This window comes from Cellulosimicrobium sp. Marseille-Q8652 (genome assembly GCF_965112045.1).
In genome coordinates, this window is record NZ_CBCOPS010000001.1 from 1,288,340 (window position 1) to 1,313,322 (window position 24,983).

20 protein-coding genes are annotated in these 24,983 nt (G+C 74.8%); 5 read left to right on the forward strand and 15 right to left on the reverse strand.

All coding sequences use genetic code 11. The features are described 5' to 3' along the window. Positions 1-2,190 precede the first annotated feature (2,190 nt). The 5 genes from ACWPWV_RS05605 to ACWPWV_RS05625 all read right to left on the reverse strand — a co-directional run bounded on the left by ACWPWV_RS05605 (position 2,191) and on the right by ACWPWV_RS05625 (position 7,003). A complete protein-coding gene (locus tag ACWPWV_RS05605; protein ID WP_251152103.1) occupies positions 2,191-2,349 on the reverse strand; it encodes a DUF6760 family protein in 159 nt (52 codons plus the stop codon). Beyond that, positions 2,346-2,810 carry a hypothetical protein gene (locus ACWPWV_RS05610; RefSeq protein WP_454041950.1) on the reverse strand — a complete coding sequence of 155 codons (465 nt, stop codon included), beginning with the start codon at positions 2,808-2,810 and terminating at the stop codon, positions 2,346-2,348. Before ACWPWV_RS05610 ends, ACWPWV_RS05605 begins: the two co-directional genes overlap by 4 nt. Further along, positions 2,810-3,256 carry a phage tail protein gene (locus ACWPWV_RS05615; protein ID WP_435738067.1) on the reverse strand — a complete coding sequence of 149 codons (447 nt, stop codon included), beginning with the start codon at positions 3,254-3,256 and terminating at the stop codon, positions 2,810-2,812. The genes ACWPWV_RS05610 and ACWPWV_RS05615 overlap by 1 nt, the downstream gene beginning before the upstream one ends. A 54-nt stretch (positions 3,257-3,310) precedes the next feature. Then, entirely contained in the window at positions 3,311-4,876 is a 1,566-nt protein-coding gene (locus ACWPWV_RS05620; RefSeq protein WP_454041951.1) for a phage tail sheath family protein, read from the reverse strand. A gap of 204 nt (positions 4,877-5,080) precedes the next feature. After that, positions 5,081-7,003, reverse strand: coding sequence for an alpha/beta hydrolase domain-containing protein (locus ACWPWV_RS05625; protein WP_454041952.1), 1,923 nt, complete (start codon positions 7,001-7,003; stop codon positions 5,081-5,083). 266 nt (positions 7,004-7,269) lie between these two features. On the opposite strand from ACWPWV_RS05625, the gene ACWPWV_RS05630 reads away from it, so the two are divergent. Continuing rightward, positions 7,270-8,310, forward strand: coding sequence for a hypothetical protein (locus ACWPWV_RS05630; RefSeq protein ID WP_454041953.1), 1,041 nt, complete (start codon positions 7,270-7,272; stop codon positions 8,308-8,310). A gap of 48 nt (positions 8,311-8,358) precedes the next feature. Here the strand turns inward: ACWPWV_RS05630 and ACWPWV_RS05635 are convergent, their stop codons facing one another. The 6 genes from ACWPWV_RS05635 to ACWPWV_RS05660 form a co-directional block, all read right to left on the reverse strand. After that, positions 8,359-8,961, reverse strand: a complete 603-nt coding sequence (locus tag ACWPWV_RS05635; RefSeq protein ID WP_454041954.1) for an eCIS core domain-containing protein — start codon at positions 8,959-8,961, stop codon at positions 8,359-8,361. Further along, on the reverse strand, positions 8,958-10,049 hold the full coding sequence (locus tag ACWPWV_RS05640) for a hypothetical protein (protein ID WP_454041955.1): 1,092 nt from the start codon (positions 10,047-10,049) through the stop codon (positions 8,958-8,960). The genes ACWPWV_RS05635 and ACWPWV_RS05640 overlap by 4 nt, the downstream gene beginning before the upstream one ends. Next, entirely contained in the window at positions 10,049-12,088 is a 2,040-nt protein-coding gene (locus ACWPWV_RS05645) for an ATP-binding protein (protein ID WP_454041956.1), read from the reverse strand. The genes ACWPWV_RS05640 and ACWPWV_RS05645 overlap by 1 nt, the downstream gene beginning before the upstream one ends. Continuing rightward, positions 12,085-12,804: a DUF4255 domain-containing protein gene (locus ACWPWV_RS05650; RefSeq protein WP_454041957.1), complete on the reverse strand. Its 720-nt coding sequence runs from the start codon at positions 12,802-12,804 to the stop codon at positions 12,085-12,087. The genes ACWPWV_RS05645 and ACWPWV_RS05650 overlap by 4 nt, the downstream gene beginning before the upstream one ends. Before the next feature lie 4 nt (positions 12,805-12,808). Next, a complete protein-coding gene (locus tag ACWPWV_RS05655; protein WP_454041958.1) occupies positions 12,809-16,525 on the reverse strand; it encodes a hypothetical protein in 3,717 nt (1,238 codons plus the stop codon). A gap of 132 nt (positions 16,526-16,657) precedes the next feature. Next, the gene (locus tag ACWPWV_RS05660; RefSeq protein ID WP_454041959.1) at positions 16,658-17,284 is read right to left on the reverse strand and encodes a LuxR C-terminal-related transcriptional regulator; all 627 of its coding nucleotides are present in this window, start codon (positions 17,282-17,284) and stop codon (positions 16,658-16,660) included. Positions 17,285-17,461: 177 nt separating this feature from the next. On the opposite strand from ACWPWV_RS05660, the gene ACWPWV_RS05665 reads away from it, so the two are divergent. From ACWPWV_RS05665 to ACWPWV_RS05675, 3 genes are all read left to right on the forward strand, one after another. Next, a complete protein-coding gene (locus ACWPWV_RS05665; RefSeq protein WP_454041960.1) occupies positions 17,462-18,814 on the forward strand; it encodes a COG1470 family protein in 1,353 nt (450 codons plus the stop codon). Position 18,815: 1 nt separating this feature from the next. Further along, entirely contained in the window at positions 18,816-19,124 is a 309-nt protein-coding gene (locus tag ACWPWV_RS05670) for a PAAR domain-containing protein (protein ID WP_454041961.1), read from the forward strand. Positions 19,125-19,196: 72 nt separating this feature from the next. After that, on the forward strand, positions 19,197-19,586 hold the full coding sequence (locus ACWPWV_RS05675; protein WP_454041962.1) for a phage holin family protein: 390 nt from the start codon (positions 19,197-19,199) through the stop codon (positions 19,584-19,586). A gap of 51 nt (positions 19,587-19,637) precedes the next feature. Here ACWPWV_RS05675 and ACWPWV_RS05680 read toward each other — a convergent pair whose 3' ends face one another. Both ACWPWV_RS05680 and ACWPWV_RS05685 read right to left on the reverse strand, forming a co-directional pair. Continuing rightward, positions 19,638-21,347, reverse strand: a complete 1,710-nt coding sequence (locus tag ACWPWV_RS05680; protein WP_454041963.1) for a PGAP1-like alpha/beta domain-containing protein — start codon at positions 21,345-21,347, stop codon at positions 19,638-19,640. Further along, entirely contained in the window at positions 21,344-21,625 is a 282-nt protein-coding gene (locus ACWPWV_RS05685; protein WP_454041964.1) for a hypothetical protein, read from the reverse strand. The genes ACWPWV_RS05680 and ACWPWV_RS05685 overlap by 4 nt, the downstream gene beginning before the upstream one ends. Before the next feature lie 156 nt (positions 21,626-21,781). Here ACWPWV_RS05685 and purB point away from each other — a divergent pair, with 156 nt between their 5' ends. After that, entirely contained in the window at positions 21,782-23,260 is a 1,479-nt protein-coding gene (gene purB / locus ACWPWV_RS05690; RefSeq protein WP_454041965.1) for an adenylosuccinate lyase, read from the forward strand. 174 nt (positions 23,261-23,434) lie between these two features. Here the strand turns inward: purB and ACWPWV_RS05695 are convergent, their stop codons facing one another. Next, positions 23,435-24,556, reverse strand: coding sequence for a hypothetical protein (locus ACWPWV_RS05695; RefSeq protein ID WP_454041966.1), 1,122 nt, complete (start codon positions 24,554-24,556; stop codon positions 23,435-23,437). Further along, entirely contained in the window at positions 24,553-24,966 is a 414-nt protein-coding gene (locus ACWPWV_RS05700) for a PadR family transcriptional regulator (RefSeq protein ID WP_454041967.1), read from the reverse strand. The genes ACWPWV_RS05695 and ACWPWV_RS05700 overlap by 4 nt, the downstream gene beginning before the upstream one ends. Between the last annotated feature and the right edge of the window lie 17 nt (positions 24,967-24,983).

Below are 24,983 nucleotides of genomic sequence, written 5' to 3' on the forward strand. Positions count from 1 at the left end.
AGGCCGGCGCGGTGCGCACGGTCTGGGCTGCCGAGGGTGGCGCCGCGCCCGACGCGCTGCCGGCCCCGGAGCCGTCCCGTGCACGGTGCAGAGCCGGTGCGTCCGCCGTCGCCCCGACCGCGCCGCGTGACGGGCCGGTCGGCGTGGGCACGGCGGCGGACGGCGTCTCGTCCGACCGCACGGAGCTCCGCGCGTGGGCAGCACGGGAGACCTGCGCCGGCACCGGCGCGTGCTGCGGTCCTGCGAGGCGCGCTCCGTCGACCGGTGCGGGCGGCGGAGCGCCGTGCGGGACAGCACTCTCGGCTCGGTCCGGCCCAGGCACGACGCCGCCCAGGGTCGGGGCGTCGGCGACCTGTCGCGACACGACCGGTCCCGGCACACCGATCCGGTTCGCCGGCGCCGGGTCCGCGTCCTCGCCCGCTGCGCGTCCGGGTGCGGACGCGGGTACGGGTGCGGACGTGGGTGCGGGTGCGGACGTGGGTGCGGACGTGGGTGCGGGGTCAGGTGCGGGTGCGGGAGCACCCGACGGAGGACCGGGCACGGGTCGCACGACCCCCGTCGCGGACCGTCGGACGAGGACCGCTCCCCGACCGCCCGCCGCCGACCCGGTGCCCGTCTCCGTCGGCGCAGGGCGCGCCGAGGGCGACGAGAGCGGCAGCGGCGTGGACCGCTGTCCCGACGTCCGCGCGTGTGCGACCGTGCCCGTCGCCTGGACCGGTCGTGGAGAGGGTCCCCCGGCGCGCGGGCCCGCTCGGTCCGGCACGAGGGGCACCTCCCCCGGCGAGCCGGGAGGAGCCGCCTCCGGCGAGCGAGCGGGATCGGCCGGCGGCTCCGGCGCCGAGGCTTCGGCGCCCGACGGCGGGGCGTCTCCCGGGAGCACGCCGGACCGTTGCGTCGGGAGCTCTGCGCCGCTCGTGGATCGCCCGACCGGCGTCGTGCGGGTGTCGGGCGCCGGACGTCCGGCACCCGCCCGCGCCGAGTCCGACGTGACGGGGAGGAGCGGTTCGGCACCGACGACCGGGACCTCCGGAACCACCCCGCTGCCGCGGGCCCGCTGGACCCCTGGCGGCAGGGGCGACACCGGCTGCCCGTCGGACGGCGCCGCCGTGCGGGACACGAGACGGCTCACGGCCGGCGACACCGGCGAAGCGGTGGGCACCGGCGAAGCGGCGGGCACCGGCGAAGCAGTCGGCAGCGCGGCAGTCGGCAGCGCGGCAGTCGGCAGCGCGGCAGTCGGCAGAGGTGCCCCGAGACCGAGTCGTTGGACCCGTCGTGGGCCACCGGCGGACCGAGGTGGTGCAGGCGGCACCGCCGTCGTGGTCACCGTCGTCGGGGACGCCGCCGACAGGGGCTCCGCCGTCGTGGGATCCGCGATCGTGGGCTCCGTCGTGGCGGGACCGGCCGGCAGCTGCGCCGCAGCGGAGGGCGGCGTCGTCGCCAGCATGCCGGCGGTCGAACGCTGCGCGGTCGGTGCGGGTCGCACCGGCGCGACGGGCGGCCCGGTCACCGGTGCAGCCACCGGTGCCAAGGACGCGGCGAGGGGCAGGACGGTCCCCGTCCCGTCGGAGAACCCCGCCGTCCCGGTGCCCGCCCCACCTGTCGGCGTGGCCGACGGCGGAAGGTCCGGGACGACGTCGGGCACTGCCGCGCCCTGCTCGGACGCACCCGGTCGCGCAGGCAGGAGCTGACCCGCCGGTGGTGCGAGCGTGGTCGCGGTGCGCGCGACGACGACGGGCCGGCTCGCGGGCAGCCGGTCGGACACCCCCGCGGCGCTCGTGAAGCGGCCGGAGGGGTAGGGCTGCGACCAGCGGGCAGCGGCCGGGACGGGCGTGGGCGCGTCGTCGGGCACGAGGAGCGCGAGCTCGAGGTCGGACGACACCACGCGCTGCACCTGCCGGGCCCCGTCGCCGTCGACGACGCCCGACGGCGCGCGGTGGTCGACCGCGTGCCCCATCGTCCCGAGGAGCCGCGGGCTCGACCACGCGGCGAGCCCGGCGGGGAACTCCGTCGGCGACGTCGTCAGCCGCAGGTCGCCCAGGACGCGCTGCACGGGTGGGACGAACGCCCAGCCCACGGGCGGCGTCGTCCCCTGGCTGCCGGGACCCTCGCCCGCGGCGCGGGCGGCGACCGCGGCCCGGGGGCCGGTCGCGGTCGCCGCCCGCTCGCGGCGCTGCCACGGCCACCGCACGGTCAGCGCCCCTCGGACAGGCGCGTGTTGATCTTCGAGATCTCGCGGGCGAAGCGCTGCCGCACCCCGTGCTCGAGGTCGAGGATGTCGTCCGGCGACCAGTGGAAGTGGTAGGCGACGTACGCGATCTCCTCGTACAGCCGGTCGGTCGCGTACGTCACGATTCCCCCAGGCGGCCGCCCGCGAGGTCGATCGTGAAGCGGTGCGAGCACTCGGGGCACGTCACGGCGGCCTTGGTGTGGCCCTCCGCGTTGACCCGCCGGTAGAAGTCCTGGAGGAACGCGACGTCGGACGCGAACATGTTCTCCACGACGTTCGTCGAGATGCTCGACATCGAGCCGAGCGACGTGATGACGCGACTGAGCAGGACCACCGTCGTGAACGCGGCGTTCTCCTGCACGCGCGAGTCGTACAGCGGCAGCAGCTCGTCGCGGGCGGTCGCCAGACGCATGGTCCCGCGCGTGTGCCGGACGCCGTCGGCGTCGACGTACCCGCGCGGGAGCTCGAAGTCGAACTCCGTGCGCAACGGTGCCGGTGTGCCCGACGACCGCCCGGCGCCGGGCGTCTCCTGCTCGCCCGGCGCGTCGCGGTCCAGGGTCTCCAGCGCTGGACCGCGCTGCATCAGCCGACCGTCATCTCGTCGTAGGCGACCGTGAACTTCTCGGTCGCGGGCTCCGTCGCGCCGGCCTTCATCGCGGAGACCTCGACGCTCGACACCCAGCAGTTCGTGAAGTTGTACGACTGGAGGGTCGCGCCGGTGTAGTCGAGGAAGGCCACCGCCGCGGTCTTGCGCGACCCCTTGACGTCGCCCTGCGCGACGATCTTGAGCCAGTCGGAGATCGTCTTGCTGTCGGTGAGCCCGCGGGTCACGGTGAACTCGCCGGGCTTGGCCCGGCCCATGAGCTGACGGACCACGTACTTGCCGTCCTTGGTCTGCTGCTTGTGCTCGATCTTCTCGACCTCGGACTTGATGCCGCTGACCTCGATGACCTTGGGGACCTGGATCCCGTCGATCGTCACGATGAACCCGTTCGCGGCGGACGAGTCGAGGGGGTCGGCGAGAGGCATGGTGCGCTCCTTCGTGTGCGTGCGGTGTCAGGGGGGTCAGGTGTGCCGGTCGCGCTACTCGGCGACGAGGCTCGTGCCGCCCGAGAACTGGGACAGCTGGAAGATGACGAACTCGGCCGGCTTCACCGGGGCGATCCCGACCTGGCACACCACCTGGCCGGCGTCGATCCCCTCGGCCGGGTTGGTCTCGGCGTCGCACTTGACGAAGAACGCCTCCTCGGGCGTCAGCCCGAACAACGCGCCCTTGCGCCACTCGTTGACGAGGAAGCTCGCGATCGTCCGGCGGATCCGCGCCCACAGGGCGGGGTCGTTCGGCTCGAACACGACCCACTGCGTGCCGACGAGGATCGACTCCTCGAGGTAGTTGAACAGGCGTCGCACGTTGACGTACCGCCACGCCGGGTCGGACGAGAGGGTGCGCGCGCCCCACACGCGGACGCCGCGGCCCGGGAACGCCCGGATGCAGTTGATGCCGACCGGGTTGAGCAGGTCGTTCTCCGCACGCGTGATGTTCGTCTGGAGCGTGATCGCGCCCCGCACGACCTCGTTCGCGGGCGCCTTGTGCACGCCGCGCTCGGCGTCGTTGCGTGCCCACAGGCCGGCCATGTGGCCCGACGGCGGGGCGAACACGTTGGTCCCCGAGAGCGGGTCGAAGATCTTCACGTACGGCCAGTAGAGGGTCGCGTACTTCGAGTCGTAGCCCGCGCCGGAGACGCGCCACTCCTTGACCTGCTGGGCGTTCAGCCCCGGCGGCGGGTCGAGGATCGCCATCCGGTCGCCCATGAGCTCGCAGTGCGCGATCATCGCGAGCTGGACCGCCTGGAACGTCTCCAGGTCGATCGCGTCCTGCTCGAGCGCCGCCACGAGGTCCGGGACCGCGACGATCGTGACGTCGTCCACCGCCTCGAGCCCGCTGAACCCCGTCCGGTCGGCCGCGTCGCCGATGTAGTCCTCGGCGCCCAGGTCCTCCGTCGACGGCGGCTCGGGCTCCGGCTCCGGGGCGACGAGCTCGACGGCGCCCTTGTCCGGCTTCATGAGCGCGCTGCCCTGGGCGACCTCCTCGATCATGATGATCTTCGAGTCCGCCTTGACCTTCGTCGCGACGTTGTCCGCGCCGCGCTTCGTGGTGACGTTGTCGAAGGACTCGGCCTCCTTGCCGTCCACCTTGACCACGAGCTTGAACTGGTCGTCCGGCGCGGAGTCGCCACCGGCGTCGGCCACCTCGATGGTGATCTTCTTCGGCTTGCCCGTCGTCTGGCCGTCGAGCGCGGAGACCCGGTAGCCGCCGAGGGCGGCCACGGGCGGTCCGGCGAGCGCCTTCGGCGCGGCCTTGCCACGGCCCGACGACGCGGGCGCCGCCCCGCCGATGCGCACGACGTAGCAGTTGCCGCCGCCGTTGAGGAAGTAGCCGTACACCGCGTGCGCGAGGTACGAGCCGGGTACGAAGTCACCGAACGTCTGCGAGAACTGGGACCAGTTGGACACGAGCGTCGGCTCGTCCACCGGCCCCTTGGCCGCGAGACCGACGAACGCCGCGACCGACGTGCCGACCCCCTCGATGGGCCGTGAGCCGGCCTCGACCTCTTCCACGTACACGCCGGGCGAGAGATACGTCGTCATGTCGTCGTCGCCTCCTTGGGAACACGCTGATGAGGACCAGAGTGATCCCGCGGCGACCAGGAGTTCAGGGCCGGTCGGCTACCTCCCGGGGCAGACGTCGCTGCCCGATCGGGCGGCACGCGCGCGGATCCCCGGTCCCGGAGAGCACGACGGGCCTCGCGCCCGGCGACGACGCCGCCGGACGCGAGGCCCCGTGGTGCCGGGTCAGCCGCAGGCGAGCGCGTCGTACGCGACGTCGGCGGCGAACGACCGCCCGTCGCCCGACGCCGACACCTGGGCGCCGCCCGCGCCCACCGACGCCGACCGCACCGCGAACGACTGGTACGCGGACCGGCCGGGCTCGACGCCCGTCACGGTCCGGGTGCCGAACGGCGTGGTCAGCGTGATGTCGACCGGGACCGGCTCGTCGTTCGTCGCCCGGACCGCGACGTACGCCCTGCCTGCGAGGCAGCGCGCCTGGGCCTGGGTCGAGACGGCCAGGTCGTGCGCCGCGGTGAGGCCGATGACGCCGCGCACGGCCAGGCTGGCGCGGACGACGCTCGCCCTCGCGCCGGCGTCGTCCACCTGCGTCTCGGCGAGGTCCTGCGCCTGCGCGACCAGTGCCTCGGCCGCGCCCCAGTCGCCCGCGTCTGCGGCGTCCAGCGCCTGGCGCATCAGGTCCTGGACCTGCTCGCCGACCACGGCGTCGACCGTCCCGGCGGCGACGCGGTCGCCCACCAGCTCGACGACGTCCGTGTACCAGGCCGGGTCCGCCGCGACCTCCGCGTCCACGTAGCCGGCCTCGACCGCAGCACGCGTCGAGGCGACGACGGCGTCCGCGTACTCCTGCGGGTCGGGGTACCAGGCGGCGAGGGTGGCGTCGTCGACGGGCGTGGAGCCGCCGTCGAGGAAGCAGAAGCCCGGACCGGCGTTCGCACCCGAGTTGATGCGGAACGGCACGTCCTGCTGGGCGAGGCGGATGCCCCCCAGACCCAGGCCGAGCTCGTCGCGCACGACCGTCCGCGGGTCCTCGGTCAGCTCGATCGGCTCCGCCGACGGAGGGGCCGTGCCGTCGGACACCCAGGCGGCGACGTGGTCGTACACCGTGCCCTGGACCATGTGCTGCGGGACGCGCGACCCCGACGGCTGATCGCAGGTCTGCGGCGTCCCGGGATAGCCGCCGGGTGCGGAGCCGACGTCGCGGATCCGGAGCCGCCCGTAGTCCGTGATGAGCTTCCAGTCGCCGTGCGACGCGCCCGCGACCTCCCACGTGCGCAGCACGTCGGTGTCGGGCTGGCGCTGCGCGGCGCCGAGGAGGTCGATCGCGACGTCGGTCTCGCTGTTGATCTTGAACACGGGCGTCTCGAGGTCGTCCCGCACCACGCCGCCCCCGCCGTGGAGGACGACCGCGTCCACCACGTCCGCGAGCGGGTCGACCGAGTTGACGTAGGACCACAGCCGGCCCGCCGACTGCGAGTGGCCGGTCGCGACGACGCGCTCGGCGTCGAGCGGCCCGAGCGGTGCGGTGCCGGCGGGGTCGCGCACCGCCTGGACCGCCTGGCTGAAGACGTCCCACGAGAGCGTGTCGTCCATGATCGCGCCGCCGTCGGTGAGGTCGAGCGTGCCGTAGCGCTCGGGGCTCCAGGTGCGCAGACCGGTGGCGGAGTGGACGCCCGCGCGCTGCGCGGAGACGCCGACCCAGGCGTAGCCCTCGCGGACGAGGTGCTCGTGCGTCTGGAACCAGTCGACCTCCTGGTCCCACTGGTTCGAGACGTTGTACCACTCGGCGATCACCGTGCCGTTGAACGCGTCCGGGTCGACCGGGCGGCGGACGACGATGCGCGTCCGGTAGTCGTGCCCGGTGCTGAGGACCGTCGCGTCGGTGGCACCGTCGGCCTGGTACCGCGTCGCCTCGCCCTCGAGGAAGAACTCCTCCTCGACGTAGCCGTGCCCGGCGAGGTCGTAGTCGGTGGCGAGGAACGGGTAGCCGTGGGCCGGGTCACCGGGAGCCGACGTCGCGGGTATCGGGCCGACGACCTCGGGATCGGGCGCCGCGTCCGCGGCACCTGCGGGCAGTGCCAGGCCGGTCAGGAGCAGCGTCCCGGAGAGGGCGAGGGCGAGCGGACGTCGGGCGAGGCGTGCAGGCATGGACGACTCCTTCGTCGGGGACCCGACCGCGCCGTCGGGACGCTCAGCAGCCTAAGGACGATCCTGACCTATGTCGACCGGTCGGCAGGTTTTGTAGTCCCAACGCCGGAAGTTCCGTGTGCCGCAACGCCGGCCCGCGCCGCGGAAGCGGACGCGCCCGAACGGGCACCTCGATGTCACTAAGGGGCAGGGTCGCGCCGCGGGCCTGGCCTCGGCTGGTCCACCCCCGACACCATGGACGAAGGAGCGGCGACCCGGGAGGCGCGATGCACCACCACGAGCTCGAGCACGACGTCGAACGGAGATCGGGGCGCGCCCCGGCTGCGGCAGACATGTGCCGCGCAGTCGTCGCCGGTTCCCAGATCCCCGGCGCGCTCCTCGGTCTCCAGCGTCTCGCCGGCAACCGTGCCCTGTCTGCGGCTCTGACCACGCCCGCGGTTTCCCTGCAGCGATTCGACACGTACACCGGCCTCAAGGCGGAGCACGCGCAGAAGGTGCTCAAGAACCATCTCAAGGGTGACCCGCCGTTCAAGCCGATCAAAGGGAACTTCGGCAGGATCTCGTGGTTCGCCGGTACTGGGCGACCGTATGTCGGTGGGCAGGCCCAGAAGTACGACGTGGTCGTCCACGTCACCATTGACGACCCGAAGAAGATGTCCTCGGGTGACGTCCGCGACTTCATCGAGAACTACGGCAGAGCCAACGGGGTGAACCTTCGGAACCCGGCAACTCACCACGACTTCTGGGTGGCCCTCGGGACCTGGCTCGAAGGACGTGGGGCCGTCGAGGTCCCGATCGACGTGTCCAAGGTGAACTGGGAAGAGGCCGGCACGTTCGTCGTCGTCGACACGAGCGCACGTGAACGCGTCCGGCTGCGCGACCCGGCACGGCTCGAGGCAGACCTTGCGCCCGCTGGGCCGACCACTCGTGCGGACGTCGCGGCCAAGGCCGGGGGCGCGGCGTCGTCGTTTTGCGTGACCCTGCGGCTTCCCGTGGCGTCGACGGCGACGCCGGCGGGCGCACTCGCTGCCGCACAGTCGAGGCTGCAGGCCCATCTGCGCACAACCCCAACCACGGCCAGAGCGACCAACAGGACCATAAACCCGCCGCCGACAACCGCGGCAGAGCGCTTGACGGGCGCGACCGCCGACGTGACCGTCGAGCTCGTGTTCGCCGACTACGCAAGGGCGCGGACCCAGGCCAAGCTCATCTCGACAGCGATGGGGGACGGGAAGCTCGACTCTGCCAGGGCCATCATCGCGGGGACCGGTTGGCCCCCCAAGGCGACCAAGTCCTACCGGACCTGATCTCTACGCCACGATGCGCACGGGCCGCGCCCGCAGGGTGGCGCGAGATCACCGGTGCATCGCCCGCTCGGCGTTCGCCGTGGCCTCGCGCTCGAACCGGTCGCCCGGGTCGGAGATGCTGACGCCGTCCCCGGTGGGGGTGCCGGAGACAGGACCGCTGCGCTGCTGCACGACGTGCGTCAGCTCGTGCGCGAGCGTCGTCCTGCCCGCGGTGGACGTGGTGTCGAACCTTCCGGCCCCGAACACGACGTCCCGGCCGACCGTGTAGGCGTGCGCGCCGACGGCTGCGGCGGACGACGCCGCCGTCCCGCCGGTGTGGACGCGCACGTCGGAGAAGTCCGCACCGAGCCGCGACTCCATGTCTTCCCGCACGTCCGGGGCGAGCGGCGACCCGCCACCCCGCCCGACGACGTCGAGCACGGGTGACCGACCCCCGTCGAGCACCCGTTGCAGCGCGTCGTTGCCGATGTGACGTTGCAGCGCCGCGATGTCGTGGATGCCGAGCGCGCCGACGCTCCCAGCGGCGAGGACGGCGGCACCGTTCGCCCGACCCGCGTCCGCGATGGTCTGGGGACGACGTGTGCCACCCGTCGGCCCGGGCGGTCGCTGGCGCGCGACGTGGTGGTCGTCGGGCTTGTGCTCGGCTGTCATTGCGTCGTCTCCTTCGTGCTCGCACCGACCTTCCTGCGGCCCACTCCCCCGGTTCGTCCCAGGATCTCGGCCGGGACGACCTCGTCGATACGGGCCGCGGTGCGGAAGTCGGAGGCGTCCCGGAAGTAGTAGTCGACGAGCGCGGGAGACTTGATTCCCGTCCACGTCATCACCTCGCGGATCTCGGTGACGTTCTTCGGGTAGAAGTCGCCCTCCTTCTCCTTCCTCAAGGCCATGAGCACCAGCACGGTGACAAGCTCCGTCGCTCCTTCGACGAGTCCCGGCCACCCCTTCGCGTCGCCGTCGCCCACGTGCTTGTCCCAGCCCGCGCCCGAGAGGATGTGCAGCGCCTCGTGGATGGCGTGGTGCGGCCGTACGACTCCGGCACGCAGGTTGAGGTGTCGTGGCATGACGTAGCGCTCCGCGAACGCGAGGGCGCGCCAGCTCCCCATGACGACCTGGAGCGTCCGTGCGTCGGTGACCTGGACGGCGGGGATGGCGAGCCACTCGGCCAGTCGCAGCTGCGCGAACTCGGTCGCGCCGACGACCCGGACCCGACCGGCGAGGGCGGACGCGAGCCGGGTCTGCGCGGCCTGTGGTAGCCAGCTCACTGCGCGGAGGTCGTTGATCAGCTCGTCCTCGACCGCCTGGCGGTATGCGCCCGGATCGTTCCTCCGTCGCTCCAGCTCGGTCGCGGCGCCTGCGATCTGTCCCTCGAGCTGGCGGTAGTGCAGGGCGTCCGTGCGCAGCGTGTCCAGATCCTTCGCCGCGTCGAGAACTTCCCGGGCCGTGACCGTCCGGCCGAGCACCTCGGACAGGACGCGGGGGAAGTCGAACAGGATCACGCGCTGGACCTCCTCGGGCAGCGTCTTCACCTCTGTCACCGTCACCGTCCGCTGCACGACGGCGCCCGCGACGGGTCCGAGCACGCGCGACACCTGGGCGTTGCCCACGTCGCGCTGGAACGCGGTCAGGCCGGTGGGGTGGTGCGGGAAGGCGGTCGCGGACGTCGTCGCACCGGGACGCGCCCCACCTCCGGAGACCCGACGCGGCCCAGCCGGGCGGGGGCGATCGTCATGCTCGGTCATCACTCCACCAGCTCCCAGTACGGTCCGAACTCGCCCGGCTGGGTCAGCCGGCCGAGCTTGCGGTGCTCGCGGTGCACCGCGGTGACGAGGTGCCGCATCTCGACCACGCCGTCGTCGGCGGCGGCGAGGTACGCGGCGGTGACGGCCGCGGAGCGGATCCCTCCGCCCGCGAGCTCGAACGCCTTGGCGCAGAAGTCGAGGTCGAGGTCGTCCGCCCGCGGGACCACGCGCCCGAGGCACCGGTCCCACAGGAGGCGGCGCGCGGCGTCGTCGGGCACGGGGAAGTCCACGACGACGTCGAGCCGACGCGTGAACGCCTCGTCGATGTTCGCGCGCAGGTTCGTGGACAGGACGACGAGCCCGTCGAACGTCTCCATGCGCTGCAGCAGGTAGGCGCTCTCGATGTTGGCGTAGCGGTCGTGGGCGTCCTTGACCTCGGAGCGGCGGCCGAACACGGCGTCGGCCTCGTCGAACAGCAGCACCGCGTTCACCCCGGCGGCGCCGGTGAAGATCCGCTCGAGGTTCTTCTCCGTCTCGCCGACGTACTTGTCCACGACGGCCGCGAGGTCGACGACGTAGAGCTCCAGTCCGAGGTCGTGCGCCACGACCTCGGCGGACATCGTCTTGCCCGTCCCGGAGCCGCCCGCGAACAGCGCCGCCACGCCGCGTCCGCGACCGCCGCCGGGGCGCATCCCCCAGTCGCCCAGCACCCGGTCGCGGTGGCGCGCGCGCTGCGACACCTCGCGCAGCGCCCGGAGCGCAGGCGCCGCGAGCACGAGGTCGTCCCACCCGACCGCGGGCGTGACGCGCCGCGCGAGGCGGTCCAGCGCCGTGCCGTTCTCGGCGCGCGCCCCGCGCCGCACGTCCTCGGCCGAGACCCGGCCGTCGGGCCGGAGAACGGCCTGCGCCCCGGCCGACCGCGCCGCCCGGACCACCTGCTCGGGCCGCAGCCGGAAGGGGGCGGTCACGCCCGCGACGTCGACGTCGCCCGCCACGTCCCCCAGCGCCGCGGCCCACAACGCCGCACGCTGAGCCGTCGTCACCTCGTCCGCGTCGACGAGCAGCGGCGTGGCGCGCGACCACTCGGGGTCCCACGCGGCCTCCCCGACGAGCACCGTCACCCCGGAACCCTCCGTCAGCGCCGCCACGACCTCGGGCGACCCGCGCACCGCGTCCACGGGATCGGCCACCAGGCCCGCGTCGCGCATCGACGCCTCCCGCACGGCGGCCCGCGCCACGCCCACCGGGTCCGCTCCGAGGCGGCGCAGGTCGAGCCCGACGACGTCGCGCCCGGTCCCCGCGAGCGCCGCGGCGGCGGCGGACGCGGCCGACCCCGTCACCGGCTGCCGCACGTACAGCAGGCCCACGCCTGCGGCGAGCGCGAGGCGGACGCGGTCGGCGTCGCCGGAGCCGATCGGGACGAGGTCGACGAGGGCGTCGGCGAGCACCGGGTCGGGTGCGTCGTCGCCCAGCAGGTGCCCGACGACGCGGTCCGGGACCCGCAGCGCGCGACCCGGCAGAGGGCGGTCGAGGTCCTCGACGACGACGAGCCCACCACGCACGAGGGGACCGTGCGTGAGCCGGTGGCGGGCGGGCGCCGACGCGAGCGGGACCCCGCACAGCGCGAACGCCGTGGCGACGGACGGCCGGTGCCGCGACACGTCGTCGTTGAGGTAGCCGAAGAGCTGCTCGAACCGGAGGTCCACCTCGCCGGCGAGCGCGACGAGGAAAAGGTCGACGTCGAGGTCCGTGAGGTCGAACGCGCGGGCGAGCGCGCGCAGCCGCACCCGCTCCCCGGAACGCTCCGCGGCGTCCGCGGCCTGCTCCACCACCGCGAGGCGGTCCGCTGCGACCCGCAGGTCCGCGCCGGGCGCGGGACCGGAGAGGAGGTGGTCGACCGCGGCGTCCGTGAGGTAGAGGCCGCGGAAGGGGTCGTCCGCGGTCGGGTCGCCCACGCGCCGTCGGGCCACGACGTCGCGCACGCGCTCCTCCAGGACACCGAGGCGCCCGACGAGATGGACGAGGCTCGCGTCGGTCATGATTGCCTCCGTGTGCGCGGCGCGCGCGTGCCCGACGCCGATGCGGACGCCGCGTCCTCGCCGCCCGTCGCGCGCGTGGCCGGGGCGGGTCGGGGAGCGGCGGCCAGGGCGGGAGGACGGTGGCGGCGGCGCTGCGGGTCCGCGCCGTCGCCGGACGTGTCGCGCGCGGCGAGCAGGAGCTCCTCGCGCACGGGCGGGCCGACCTCGCCGCGCTCCGGGCGCAGCAGGGGCGCGGTCACGGCGACCTCGACCGAGGGCTTGAGCTCTCCGCCGAGCGAGGACCACACGTCGGTGACGCTGCGGTCCTCGGCCGGCGGCATCCCCACGGTCACCGGCACCGGCCCGCCGGCCTCCGCGAGCGGCCCCACGACGTGCTCGGCGGGCAGCGCGTCGAGCCCGATGAGCGCCGCGAGGACACGGTCGAGCAGCCGGTGCTCGTCCTCGGGACGCTGGGTCCAGGCCGTCACGAGGTAGGACAACCGGAAGTGGCGCGGCGGGTCCGTGCGGCCGACCACCGTGCCGTCGGGACCGCGGCGGTCGATCAGCCCGTGCGACCGACGCTTGACGTCCTCGCGGACGTCGTACAGGTACACGTCGACCGTGGGCGCGTTGCGGCGCGCGGCCCAGTCCTTCGTCGGGGCGTCGAACGCGACCTCGACGTCCCCGACCGCCTCGCGCACGAGCGCGCGGAGCGCGTCGTCGACCTCCGTGATCATCGGGTCATCTCCGTTCCTGGGTGTCCGGCACGGCGACGGTCGGGGTGACGACGAGCACGGCGCCGTCGACCTCGCACCACGCCGGGCCCGCCGTGGACGTCTCGGGCGCGGGCTCGGACGAAGGCGGGGTGTCCGGCGGCCCGGGGCACGGCGGCACGGGCTCGGCGGCCGGGTCGGACGCGGACGGGTCGGACGCGGACGGGTCGGACGCGGACGCGTCCACGACCCGGGGCGTCGTCAGGGGCAGCGGGTCCCCGCTCGTGACGCGCAGCCACCGCTCGCCCCGCACGTCGTTGCGCACGACGAGGACGGGGACGCTCAGCCGACCGTCCGGACCGACGCGGTACGGGCCCGACGCGGACGTGATGCCCGTGGACCACGTGAGCACCGCGTCCTCGCCGGGCGGGAAGTCCTCGCCGTAGGCGAGCACGACGTCACCCGGTGCGGCCACGGCGGGCAGGACCCGCAGCCACGGCTGGACCACCTCGAGACCCGCGGACGTCGTCGCCGACGTCGGCACCGGTGACGGCACGGGCGACGTCAGCGGCGCGAACGGGTCCGGCGTGCCGGTACGGCCCGTGACCGTCACGGCCACCGTGCCCTGCTCGGCCGGGCCGACGGGCTCGAGGGCGGACACGACCGTGATCTCGGCCCCGGGTGCCAGGTCGGTGACCGGACAGGTCCCCCACGCGCCCAGGCACTCCGCGCCGCCCGGCAGGCCGGTCGGCCCGGTGTCCGCCGGCGCCTCCGTCGGCACGTCCGTCCGCGCCGTGCCCGACGGCGACATCCCCACGGGGTGCTCCGCCACGAGCACGACGTCCGTCGCCGTCGCCGTGCCCGTGTTGCGCACCGTGACGGTGACGTCCACGGCGTGACCGCCCACCCACGCGCGCGGTGCCGAGACGGCGAGCTCGACGGAGAGGTCGACGTCGCCGCCGGGCACCGGATCGGGGTCGGCGACGGTGAGCGAGACGGTCCGGACGTTGTCCTCGACGTCGATCTCGGGGCCCGGGTTCACCACCGCTCCCACGACGTCGAGCACGCCCGACCTCTCGGCGACCACCGGGACCACGACCCGGGTCTCGGCGCCGGGCCCGAGGCTCCGCGTCCTGCACGTCACGACCGTCGAGCCGGCCCCGGTCCCTGGCTCCGCCACGCAGCCAGGCGGCAGGTCCCCGGGCCGGAGCCCGGGAGGCAGCACCAGCACGACCGTCGGCGCCGCGGCGGTCCGACCGGTGTTCGTGACCGTCGCGGTCACCGTCGTCGCCGTGCCGAGGTCCAGCCGGACCGGGTCGGCCGTAAGCCGCAGCGACAGGTCCCCGACGGGCTGCACGTCCGGCTCCGTGAGGGTGGCGGGCAGGTCGAGGACGGCGCGCAGCCCGGACCCGTCCGGCGCGACCGCGTACAGGTCACGGTCGTCGGGCCGCCCGGCCGGCTGACCGCTGAACACGACCTCCGTGCCGTCGGTCGCCCAGGCGGGCCCGTCGGACAGGGCGACGCGGGCGCGGCTGGGCGTCGGGGCGAGCGTCGGCCCGGGCTCGGGCTCGGCGGAGCCCTCCCGGACGGGCGGCTGCGTCGTGCGGACCAGCGCCGAGTGGTCGAAGCCGGTCAGCGCGCTCAGACCCACGACCACGGGGACGTCGTCCGCGGGGTCCCCGTCGGTCAGGTCGGCGGGCTCGACGTCCAGCACCGAGATGCCGCCCGGCGCGACCTCGACCCCACCGATCCGCAGGTCGACCACCGCCAGGCGTGTCCCGTCCGGCGACCACGCCGGCTCGCGGCCCTGCACCTGCTCCGCGGCGACGTCGCACACGTCGTCCTCGCTGTAGCGCCAGCAGTCGTCGACCACGTCGACGGTCAACGGGGTCCACGTGCGCGACGCGGTCCGGAGCACGCCGAGGTACGGCGTGAGGTCGCCCTCGTCGTCGACCCGTCCGGCCTCGGCGACGAGCCACTCGCCGTCCGGCGACCACGAGGGGTGCAGCGGGGCCCACCGCCCGCTCCCGTCGTCGCGGGTCCAGTCCTCGGTGCCGGTCCCGACGTCCACCCACCCGACGCCGATGCTCTCCTCCGACCCGCTGATGCCCGAGTACGCCACCCGGGACCCGTCCGGCGACCAGTCCGGGTTCGCGAGCCCGTAGAGGCCCCGCGGCACGAGGGTGGAGACGACGCGCGTCGCGGGGTCGACCACCGCGATCTCGCGGGGCGCGGTCTCCCAGCCGTCCGGCGGCGTCCCGGGAAGGAGGGCGCCGAACGCCAGCCGCGACCCGTCGGGCGCGTACGCCGGCCCGGCGTCGTCGAGCCGCGCTGCCGACCCAGGACCCCCGGTCAGCTGCCGCACCCGGGCGTCACCCGTCCCGGAGGACGCGACGGCGGGCGCGTCCGCGACGACCCGCGACGCGGACCGCTCCGTGAACCGGAGGCGTGCGCTGCCGAGCACCATCTCCTCCTCGGAGAAGAACCCGCCCTGCAGGGGCCGGACCGACACCCAGTCGGGGTGCGACGCACCCGCCCCGGGGTCCGGGACGGGCCACGCCCCGTCGACCGCCGGCGCGCCGCCCTGCCCCCGCAGGAGCGCGACCCAGACCGACGTCCTGCCCGAGCCCTCGTCGGTCGCGGTGTAGGCGAGGAGCACCGCGGGACCCGCGTCGTCCAGCCGCACGACGCGCGCCCTGGGCTCGCGCCCGACGGCCGGACCGTCGGCGACCCCGTCGGCGTCGGCCCAGGGGTCGGACACGGCACCCGGCCCCACGGAGCCTCCCGGGCTCCAGAAGTACGGCAGCGAGAACGACGCGACGGAGCCGCCGGGACGGAACCGGGTGGTCGTGAACAGGACGAGCGTGCTGCCCTGCCCGTCCACGACGACGTCCGGCATGGTGTCCGCACCGGGGTCGTCGGTGAGCCGGACCGGTGGTCCCGTCGCCCGGGCGAGGGTCGTCACGGCGTCGGCCGCCCGGGCGGTGGTCCCGCCCTGCTCGACACCGACCGCGTACAGGTCGCCCAGCGGGTCGTCGCGCGTGCTCGAGAAGAACAGGCTCGCGTCGCCCGGGCCCCAGGCCGGCCACAGGTCCTCCGCGTCGGCGTCCGGCACCAGGGCGGTCGCGTCGTCGCCGGCGCACTCCGAGACGGCGTCCGCGACGACGATCTCGGCGTCGCCGGACGCGTCGGTCGAGTAGGCGACGCGGGTCAGGTCCGCCGACAGCACGGGGTGGGTCTCCTGCGCGGCGTCGCACGTCACCCGGATGATGTCCCACCCCGCCTCGGGGAGGTCCTCGGGAGCACCGGCCGGCGGGACGCGGACGTAGACGTCGGGGTCCTGCGTCTCGGCCCGTGTGCTGACGAACGCGTACGCCCGCGGGGCCGCCCCTCCCCCGCCGCCCTGGCCGGCGGACGACGACTCGCCCTCGTGGCGGTGACCGGCCTCGACCTCCACCGAGTCGTCCAGCTCGGCCGCGTCGACGACGTACCCGGCGCTGCCGTTCAGCTCCAGCCCGAACGTCATGTCGGCCGTGGCGAGGCCGTCCGAGCCGAGGGAGAAGGCGACCCGCGGCTCCGCGGCGAGCGCGTCGGGGAGGTCCTCGGCCGCTGCGCGAAGGGCCGAGGGGTCCGCGGCGGCGGCACGCGGCGAGGAGCCCGCCGCGTCGTCGGGCACGAGCACACCGGCGCCCACGACGACTCCGACGACGGCGAGCAGCGTGACGCCCGTGGCGATCTTCCTCACCGCTCACCTCCCCGGCCCGGCGACGTCGACCGTGCGGTCCCGCCCACCGTGGACCGCGACCGGGCGCCGAGGGCACCCGCGCACGTCCCGCGGAACGTGCAGCGCGGTGTGCCCGATCGGGCACCGGGTGCGTCAGATCAGCCCCTCGCGCAGCGCGTACGCGACGGCGTGGACCCGGTTCCGGAGCTGGAGCCGGGACGTGATGTCGTGCAGCACGTTCTTCACCGTGCGCTCCGAGTAGGCCAGGTGCCGCGCGACCTCCGCCGTGTCGAAACCGTCCGCGATGAGGCGCAGGACCTCGACCTCCCGCGTCGCCAGGCCCGCGAACGTGATGCCGCGAGGCTGCAGCACCTGCCGCTGGAGCGAGCCGACCTGGCCGAGCAGCTTGCCCAGCAGGTCCGGGGGCATGCTGCCCTCGCCGCTCGCCGCGCCCCGGATCACGGTGACCAACCGGTCCGGCGTGGCCTCGCCGCGCCGCACCATCCCGACGACCCCGGCCTCCACCGCCGCGACCACGTCCTTCTCGTCGAGCCGGCCCGCCACGAGCACGGCCCGGCCACCCCCGGTGCGCTGGACGGCCCGCACGAGGCGCACCGCCTCCTCGTCCAGCTGGTCCGCGACGACGAGCGCGACCTCCGCGTCGCGCACGTCCTCGTCGTGCCCCAGGACGCGCACCTCGGGTCGTGGGCGCAACGCGCTGACGACGCCTCCCTCCGAGATCGGGTCCTGCGCGCTCACCGACACCGTGATCCGTCCCATCTCCCTGCTCCCCTGCCCGTCGTCGCGCCGCCCTCCGGACCGGCCGTGGCCCGGACGACCCAGTGTCCTCAGGTCGCTCTCCGGGCACTCATCAAGGACTCAACGGGCAGTCCGCGTGCCTCATCGGCCGCCCCTGCGGCGCTGCGCGGCAGCTCCACGCGCCCTACGGTCGGGACCATGGCAACGCTGGCCACCCTCGACGCGACGAGGATCGCGCTGACCCCCGGGGAGGAGGTCACGGTCCCCGTGACGGTGCGCAACACCGGCGCGATCGTCGAGGCGTACCGGATCGAGGTGCTCGGGGTCCCGGGGGACTGGACCGTCGTCGAGCCCGCGGTCATCGAGGGCCTCTACCCCGACACGGCCACGACCGCGACGCTCACGTTCCGCCCGCCGCGCAGCGCCGAGGTGCCCGCCGGAGACCTCCAGTTCGGCGTCCGCGTCGTCCCGCTCGAGCACCCCGACGACACGGTCGTGCCCGAGGGCGTCGTGGAGGTGCTGCCGTTCCTCGACACGACCGCGGAGCTGGTCCCCCGCACGACGCACGGCCGGCGCGGCGCGAAGCACCAGGTGGCGGTGGACAACCGGGGGAACGCTCCGGTCTCGGTGCTCCTGGCCTGCGCCGACGGCACCGACGAGCTCACGTTCCGGGTCAAGGACCCCCTGCTCGTGGTGGCCGCGGGCACCGCCGCGTTCACCGACGTCCGGGTCCGTCCGCGCTCGACGACCTGGCGCGGTCCCGACAAGACGATGCCGTTCGTCGTCCAGGTCGAGGCGGACAGCACCGTGCCCGTCACGCTGGACGGCTCCCACGTCCAGACCGCGGTCCTCCCGAAGTGGTTCCTCAAGGCGCTCCTCGCGCTCCTCGCGCTCCTCGCGCTCCTCGTCGTGCTGTGGTTCACGCTGCTCAAGCCCGCGATCACCTCTGCCGCGCAGGCCGCGGTCGGCGACGACCTCACGCAGGCCCAGGAGGCCGCGGCAGCGGCGCAGGAGGCCGCCCAGGAGGCGGCCGGGGCGGCACAGGAGGCGACGGGCGCGGCGTCGGAGGCGCAGGTGGCCGCGACCGAGGCCGGGACGACGCTCGCCGACACCGAGGAGGCCGTCGCCGAGTTCGTGCCCCCGTCCGGCACGTCGGTGCCCGTCCGGCAGCGTCTCGAGGTCGAGCCCGCCGCCGGGGAGTCCGACGCGGTGCCGTTCGAGGTGCCCGAGGGCTCGACCCTGACGATCGACGACATCATCCTCTCGAACCCGCAGGGCGACTTCGGGCGCCTCACGGTCTCCCAGGACGACGAGGTGTTCCTCGACTTCGCCCTCGAGAACTTCCGGGACCTGGACTACCACTTCCAGGCGCCCCTGACGTTCGAGGCCGGCTCCGTCCTGACGATGGAGGTGACGTGCCGCCAGCCCGGCGCACCGCTCGGCATGGACCCGGCGCCGACCGCGTGCGACACCTCCATGTACGTCGGCGGGACGATGTTCACCCCGGACGCCGCGGCCGCGGAGAGCCCTGCCCCCGAGGCGCAGCCCTGAGATGCCCACCGGACCCGCCGCGTGCGCCGGCGACCAGGTCGTGTGCCCGATGTCCGACGGCCCGAAGCCGCACGTCGGCGGTCCCGTCACGCCGGCCGCCTGCGTACCGACCGTCCTCGTCGGCGGACGACCGGCGGCCGTCGCGAACGGCGCCGGGGTCGTGTGCGCGTCGCCCGCCCCGAACGGGATCGCCATGGGCAGCACGACCGTCCTGGTCGGGGGCCTGCCCGCGGCGCGCGTGGGCGACACCACCGTCCACGGGGGCAAGGTCGTCGGCCCCGGTTGTCCCACGGTGGTCGTCGGCGGCTGACGGCGTGCCCGGTGCCGGTCCCGGCGTCGTGCCGCCTCGTGCGCCGGACGCCCGGGTGGCAGGATGCCGGGTATGAGCTTCGTCGTCCGCGTCCTCGTCACGGGTCTCGCCATCTGGCTCACGAGCCTGTTCATCGACGACCACTTCCAGATCGTCGGCTCCGACACCGCCGGCGGGAAGCTCGTCATCATCCTCGTCGTCGCGCTGCTGTACTCCCTCGTCAACGCGGTCATCAAGCCGATCGTGCAGATCCTGTCGATCCCGCTGTACATCCTCACGCTCGGCCTGTTCTCGCTCGTCGTCAACGCGCTCATGCTCATGCTCACCGCGTGGATCACCGAGCAGACGGACTGGGGCATCCGGATCATCGGCGGGTTCTGGTGGGCGTTGCTCGCGGCCCTGATCATCGGCCTCATCAACTTCGCCGTCTCGGCCGTCGTGCCGAAGGGCAAGGACCGCTGAGCACGTCTCGCGGGCTCGGCCGCACCACGGGCGGCCCGGCGCAGGGCGTCGTCACCGCTCTCCCGCGGCTGGTGGTCCCGCAGCCGGTCGCTCGGTAGCCGGTGGCCCCGCAGCCGGTGGTTCCGCAGCCGGGGTCCCGGGGAGGCGGCCGCGGTCCCACCCGGGTCCGCCCGGGCGGAAGACGTCCGTGAAGGGGTCCCCGAAGGGGCCGGCGAACGGTCCCGCCGATCCCGGCACGGCCTGCGCCACGGTCCTGTCGACCGGCCGCACGAGCCGCGCCTCGTAGAGCACCGGCTCGTCGTGCCGCCCCGACAGCAGGGTCTCGACGTCGGTCAGGTTCTCGGCGAGCCCGCGGTCACCGACCGCGTCCGCCGCCGCGAGCACCGCCTGGTGGAACGCGACGCCGTGCGGGAGCGTCGGCAGACCACCGACCGCGGGGAACCGGCCGGTGACCGTGACGCGGTCCCGCGTCGCCACGTTCTCCGCCCCGTCGAGGTCGGAGACCCCCTCGCCCTGCGTCTCCAGGTGCGTGCCCCGGGTGCCGGGCGGCAGGGGATGCCCCGCGACCGGTGACCCGGCGGTCACGACGTGGCGCACGGAGAACGTGCCCACGGCCGCGGCGGCCACGGTCGACGCGATCATCCCGCCCTGGCTGTGGCCCACGAGGACGACGTCGTCACCCGGACGGATCTGCGCGTCCTCCATCGCGGCGAGGACCGCCCGGACGCCGTCGGCCCGGGCGCGGACCGCGGGGCCGGCGTCCATGAGCGCGAGGTTGGACGTCATGCCGAACACCGTGCGGTCCTGCCCGAGCTGCGTCCCCGGGACGGCCATGAGCCAGGTGGGCGGCAGGCCGTCGCCCTTGTCGATCCTCTGGATGCTCAGCACCGACCCGGGGAGGTGCCCGGTGTCGTACAGGGCGTCCACCGCGTCGAGCGCCGTCCGGACGTCGACCGCGTCGGGAAGCGCCGCGCCGGGGGGCGTGCCACGCCGGGTCACCACGGGCTCCGGCGCCCAGTGCGACCGGGCCGCCCGGTAGGGCAGGCCCAGCACCCAGGCGGCGTTGCCGACCGTGGGCGCCGCGCCGGGTTCGCGGCGCGGGTCGAGCAGCCCGAGCCAGCGGGACAGCCACGTCACGGTCGGGGCGTGCCGGTCCTCGGTCGACGTGAGCAGCCGGGCCGGCGCGATCCCCTCCCCGGAGGCCGCTGCCCCGGCGAACCCGGCGAGGCCACGCCACAGGAGCTCCGCGGAGGTGGCGAGGAGCACGCCCACCGGGCCGCCGCCGAGGCCCCGCGACAGCACGGCCGTCCGTGCTGCGACGTCGATCTCGCCGACGACCGCGGCGGCCGCGGTCTCCGCGTCGTCGTACACGGCGACCGCCTGGAGCATGCGTTCCCCGAGGTCGCGCAGGGCTCGCTCGTGCCGTGCCCCCCGGTCGACGACGTGGTCGAGCTCGTCGAGGAGCGCCTGCCGGGCACGCACGACCTCGGCGGACCACCAGGTGGTCGGGACGGGCGCGTCGCCGAGCGGGGACGGGAACCCCGGCGAGCCGGTCGGACCCGCTGCGACGGTCCACGGGCTCGTGTCCCCGACGGCGACGCGCGCGAGCCGCCATCCCTCGACCGCCGCCGCGACGGCGTCGGCCGCACCGAGCAGGACCCGCGCCTGGGCGGTGACCGTCTCGGTCTCGACCCTGGTCGGGTCCGCCCCGCCCCGGACCACGACCGACGGCGCGCCGCCTGCTCCGGTCGGGTCGCTCACCGCCGGCCCCCGGCGGCGTGCTGCTCGGCGGCGACGGCGAACGCGTCGAGCAGCACGACGCACCGGTCCAGGGTCTGCGCGAGCCCGTCGAGCCCGAGGCGTTCCGCGCGGATCGCGTCGTCGTAGGCGGCGCGAGCGCGGCCCGCCCACGCGAGGTCGGTGCCGTCCAGCCCGAGCACGGCCCGCGTCACGCAGGAAGCGCCTGCGACGAGGCGTGCGCGTGCCTGGGCGAGGGCGAACGGTGCCGCGGTGCACCGCGGTGGGGAGACGGTCGACATGGGCGCGACCGTAGGCGAGCCGCCGGCGGCGCACGCCGGCCCGCCTGCCCGTTGTGGACGGGCCTCTCGGGACACGGGGCTGTGCACGGCCAGCCGTGGCGACCATCCCGCGGGAGGCGCGGACCGCCGTCGGGCACGCGTGGGAGAATCAGGGGCGTGCCCGAGAACCTTGCCGCAGACGCCCCTGCCCGCACGTCCCTCGCGGAGGTCACGCCGCCCATCGCGCTCGGCCCGCTCGACGGCCGCTACCGCGGTGCCGTCGCCCCGCTGGTGGACCACCTCAGCGAGGCCGCGCTCAACCGCGAGCGGGTGCACGTCGAGGTCGAGTGGCTGATCACGCTCTGCAACGGCGTCCCGGGCGTGACCGACGGTCCCGTGGTGCCGGGCGCGCCTCACCTGTCCGACGCCGAGGTCGCCTACCTCCGCACGGTCCCCGCGACGTTCGGCGCGGACGAGGTCGCGGAGCTCGCCGCGATCGAGCGCGAGACGGTCCACGACGTCAAGGCCGTCGAGTACTTCGTCAAGCGTCGTCTGGCCACCGCCCCCGAGTCGCTCGGCGCGGACACGGTGCTGCCGGGCGTCGGCGAGCTCGTCCACTTCGCGTGCACGAGCGAGGACGTCAACAACCTCTCGTACGCGCTCATGGTGCGCGGCGCCGTGGTCGACGTCTGGCTGCCCGCGGCGACCGCGCTCACCGACCAGCTCGCCGACATGGCGCGCGAGCTCGCCGCCGTGCCGCTCCTGAGCCGCACCCACGGCCAGCCCGCGACGCCCTCGACCCTCGGCAAGGAGGTCGCGGTCCTCGCCCACCGCCTCCGTCGCCAGCTCCGCCGCATCGGCACCACCGAGTACCTGGGCAAGCTCAACGGCGCGACCGGCACGTACGGCGCGCACACGGTCGCCGTCCCCGGCGTCGACTGGCCCGCGGTCTCGCGCGCGTTCGTGGAGGGCCTGGGGCTGACCTGGAACCCGTTGACCACGCAGATCGAGTCGCACGACTGGCAGGCCGAGCTGTACGCCGACGTCGCGCGCTTCAACCGCGTCCTCCACAACCTGTCGACGGACGTGTGGACGTACATCTCCCTCGGGTTCTTCACCCAGATCCCCGTCCCGGGCGCGACCGGCTCCTCGACCATGCCGCACAAGGTCAACCCGATCCGGTTCGAGAACGCCGAGGCGAACCTCGAGATCTCGTGCGCGCTGCTCGACACGCTGGGCGCGACGCTCGTCACCTCGCGGCTGCAGCGCGACCTCACGGACTCGACCACGCAGCGCAACATCGGCCCCGCTTTCGGGCACTCGCTGCTCGCGATCGACAACGTGCGCCGCGGTCTCAAGGCCCTCGCCGCGAACGCCGACCTCATGGCGGCAGACCTCGACGAGAACTGGGAGGTGCTCGGCGAGCCGATCCAGTCCGCGATGCGCGCCGCGTCGGTCGCGGGCGTGCCCGGCATGGAGAACCCGTACGAGCGCCTCAAGGACCTCACGCGCGGCCAGCGGGTCGACGCGGCCCGGCTCCGCGAGTTCGTCGCCGGCCTCGGCCTGCCCGACGACGTCGCGCGCCGGCTCTCCGACCTCACCCCCGCGACGTACACGGGCCTCGCGGAGCAGCTGGTCGCCGACTACCTGGCCTGACGGGCCCGGTGCCGAACACGGGCCTCTCGCCGAACACGATCTGAGGGTCGGTATCCGTCGGATAACGACCCTCAGATCGTGTTCGGCAGCGAGCAGAGTCGTGCTCGGCAGCGAGCAGAGTCGTGCTCGGGAGGCCTGACGTCGCACCGCGTGGTCGTGCCCGACGGCGCAGCGTCAGGCGGCGGTCGGCCCGCCCGGGCGCGGGGTGCTCACCCCGTGCGTCGCCGCGAGCAGCGCCCGGTGCGACGCCCGCGCCTCGGAGAGCTCGTCGAGACGGTTGACGACCCAGCGGAGCGCGACGGTCACGGCGCCGGCGGACGCGAGCAGCGCGACGACGTTGCCGAGGTCTGCCGCCTGGACCGTCACGGTCCCCGACCAGAAGAACGTCGAGCGGCTGAGCAGCATCGCGGTGGCGAGACCGCCCAGCACCGGGACCGCCTGGCGCGCCCGCCCCGAGAGGAGGGCGAGACCGAGCACCGCGACGGCAGGGACGACCAGAGCAGGCAACGTCCAGGAGCGCATGGCCGCACCCGACCACCACGGCATGCCGAGGTGGAGGGTCTCGGAGTACGCCGCCGCGACGTAGGCCCCGGTCACCAGCACCATGGCGCACACCGAGCCCACCACGAGACGCAGCGGCTCCCGGCCGACGTGACAGGCCGTCCGGCCGGCGACGGCGGCCGCGTACGCCGCGACGCCGAGCACCCACGGCACGTCGAGGTACGCGGCGTACTCGTCCCCCGTCGCGACGAGCGCGACCAGAGTGCCGACGCCCGCCGCAGCCGCCACGACGGCCAGCACCAGCCCGGTGCGGCGCGCCCCGGCGAGGACCACACCCACCGCCCCGAGCCAGAGCGCCCACATCGGTACCGATGCCAGGGTCGGGAAGAGCGGTGGGTGGCCCTCCGCGCCGAGCATCACCCGGGTCAGCGCCACCGCGAACGCGACGACTCTCATCGCCATGAGGACCAGAGCCGCGGGCAGCAGCACGAACAGCGCTCCCGTCGCGGCACGCCGCTGCGGTGGTGTCGATCCCAGCGGCGCGAGCAGCCACTCGCGCGCGGCGGCGCGGAGCAGGTCCCACCGCTCCGCGCGCGAAGGCCGCGACTGACCCGGACGGGCGCCGTCGAGCACGTGCCCCAGCATCTCCGCCTCGTGCGCACGACGGTACGAGTACGGGAAGAGCCGCAGCAGGCGCCGGTAGTCCCGGACGAGGACCGGGGCGACGGGCAAGGACCCGACGAGAGTCGCCGTCGGGGCCGGAGCAGCGGTGCCCTCGGGGTCGACGCCGCTCATGCCGGCACCGCCCCGCCGTCGACGAGTCCGGCACCACCGAGACGACGGGGACGCGCCGAGGCGCGGGGACCCGCGGGACCGTCCGCGCGACGTCGGGCACCGAGGCGTTCGAGCGCACGCTGCGCCTGGGCCTCGGCGCGCCGCGCCTCCGCGTCGAGGCGGTCGCCGCCCTCGGCGGTGAGGCGGTAGTAGCGCCGGAGGCGCGAGTCCACGACCTCCTCGTGGTCGACCTCGACGAGACCGGCGGCGACGAGCCGGTCGATCGCGCCGTAGAGCGTCCCGGCGCGCAGCGTGATGCGGCCGTCGGAGCTGGACTCGACGTCCTGCGCGATGCCGTACCCGTGCAGCGGCTCGCGCGCCAGCGCGGACAGGATGAGGAACGCCGGTTCCTGGAGGGGCTTCGATACCATGGCCGCGAATATACCCT

Excerpts from the sequence above, each read along its gene's own strand:
- ACWPWV_RS05610 (WP_454041950.1), bottom strand. The coding sequence starts at position 2,810 with ATGCAGCGCGGTCCAGCGCTGGAGACCCTGGACCGCGACGCGCCGGGC.
- ACWPWV_RS05625 (WP_454041952.1), bottom strand. The coding sequence starts at position 7,003 with ATGCCTGCACGCCTCGCCCGACGTCCGCTCGCCCTCGCCCTCTCCGGG.
- ACWPWV_RS05635 (WP_454041954.1), bottom strand. The coding sequence starts at position 8,961 with ATGACAGCCGAGCACAAGCCCGACGACCACCACGTCGCGCGCCAGCGA.
- ACWPWV_RS05670 (WP_454041961.1), top strand. The coding sequence starts at position 18,816 with ATGCCCACCGGACCCGCCGCGTGCGCCGGCGACCAGGTCGTGTGCCCG.
- ACWPWV_RS05675 (WP_454041962.1), top strand. The coding sequence starts at position 19,197 with ATGAGCTTCGTCGTCCGCGTCCTCGTCACGGGTCTCGCCATCTGGCTC.
- ACWPWV_RS05685 (WP_454041964.1), bottom strand. The coding sequence starts at position 21,625 with ATGTCGACCGTCTCCCCACCGCGGTGCACCGCGGCACCGTTCGCCCTC.
- ACWPWV_RS05700 (WP_454041967.1), bottom strand. The coding sequence starts at position 24,966 with ATGGTATCGAAGCCCCTCCAGGAACCGGCGTTCCTCATCCTGTCCGCG.
- ACWPWV_RS05615 (WP_435738067.1), bottom strand. The coding sequence starts at position 3,256 with ATGCCTCTCGCCGACCCCCTCGACTCGTCCGCCGCGAACGGGTTCATC.
- ACWPWV_RS05630 (WP_454041953.1), top strand. The coding sequence starts at position 7,270 with ATGCACCACCACGAGCTCGAGCACGACGTCGAACGGAGATCGGGGCGC.
- ACWPWV_RS05650 (WP_454041957.1), bottom strand. The coding sequence starts at position 12,804 with ATGATCACGGAGGTCGACGACGCGCTCCGCGCGCTCGTGCGCGAGGCG.
- ACWPWV_RS05620 (WP_454041951.1), bottom strand. The coding sequence starts at position 4,876 with ATGACGACGTATCTCTCGCCCGGCGTGTACGTGGAAGAGGTCGAGGCC.
- ACWPWV_RS05665 (WP_454041960.1), top strand. The coding sequence starts at position 17,462 with ATGGCAACGCTGGCCACCCTCGACGCGACGAGGATCGCGCTGACCCCC.
- ACWPWV_RS05695 (WP_454041966.1), bottom strand. The coding sequence starts at position 24,556 with ATGAGCGGCGTCGACCCCGAGGGCACCGCTGCTCCGGCCCCGACGGCG.
- ACWPWV_RS05660 (WP_454041959.1), bottom strand. The coding sequence starts at position 17,284 with ATGGGACGGATCACGGTGTCGGTGAGCGCGCAGGACCCGATCTCGGAG.
- ACWPWV_RS05640 (WP_454041955.1), bottom strand. The coding sequence starts at position 10,049 with ATGACCGAGCATGACGATCGCCCCCGCCCGGCTGGGCCGCGTCGGGTC.
- ACWPWV_RS05645 (WP_454041956.1), bottom strand. The coding sequence starts at position 12,088 with ATGACCGACGCGAGCCTCGTCCATCTCGTCGGGCGCCTCGGTGTCCTG.